Source organism: Streptomyces sp. DH12 (genome assembly GCF_020873895.1).
Taxonomy (GTDB): Bacteria; Actinomycetota; Actinomycetes; order Streptomycetales; family Streptomycetaceae; genus Streptomyces.
Genome location: NZ_JAHWGT010001558.1, coordinates 1 through 399, shown reverse-complemented (window position 1 = coordinate 399; position 399 = coordinate 1). Strand labels below are relative to the sequence as shown.

Here is a 399-nt window from a genome sequence, read left to right as displayed (position 1 = left end):
GTGCACCAGGCGGACCTGCTCCACCTTCAGCACGCCCGCTCCGTGGGCCTGGTAGCGGAATGTGCGGGTGAGCACGGCCCGGTGCAGGTCCAGGGTGTGCCGGTGGTCGATCAACCGGCGGGTGTCCGGGGAGAACCAGGGGCCCGTCGCCCCGTCGGCGAAGCGCGGACGGAGACGCAGGGGCAGCCAGTCGGGCAGGTTCACCAAGTCCTCGTTCACCACCTGGCGTCCCGCCACGGTGGACTCCAGGCGGTTGTAGACGCCGGCGGCGTACGTGCCCGGGTAGTGCAGGAGGCCCGCCCGGCTCTCGGGCACGGCGCCCCGGGTGGCGAAGCGGCCGTTGCCGAGGGTGCAGAGCGACTCCCGCAGCCGTTCCCCGCCCGGGACGTACCCCTCGTA

Annotated in this window: 1 pseudogene; it reads right to left on the bottom strand. The window is 73.2% G+C overall.

Features of this window, described 5'->3' with window-relative positions:
• A pseudogene (locus tag LPA54_RS41075) lies at positions 1-399 on the bottom strand (glycoside hydrolase family 65 protein); the annotation flags it as partial.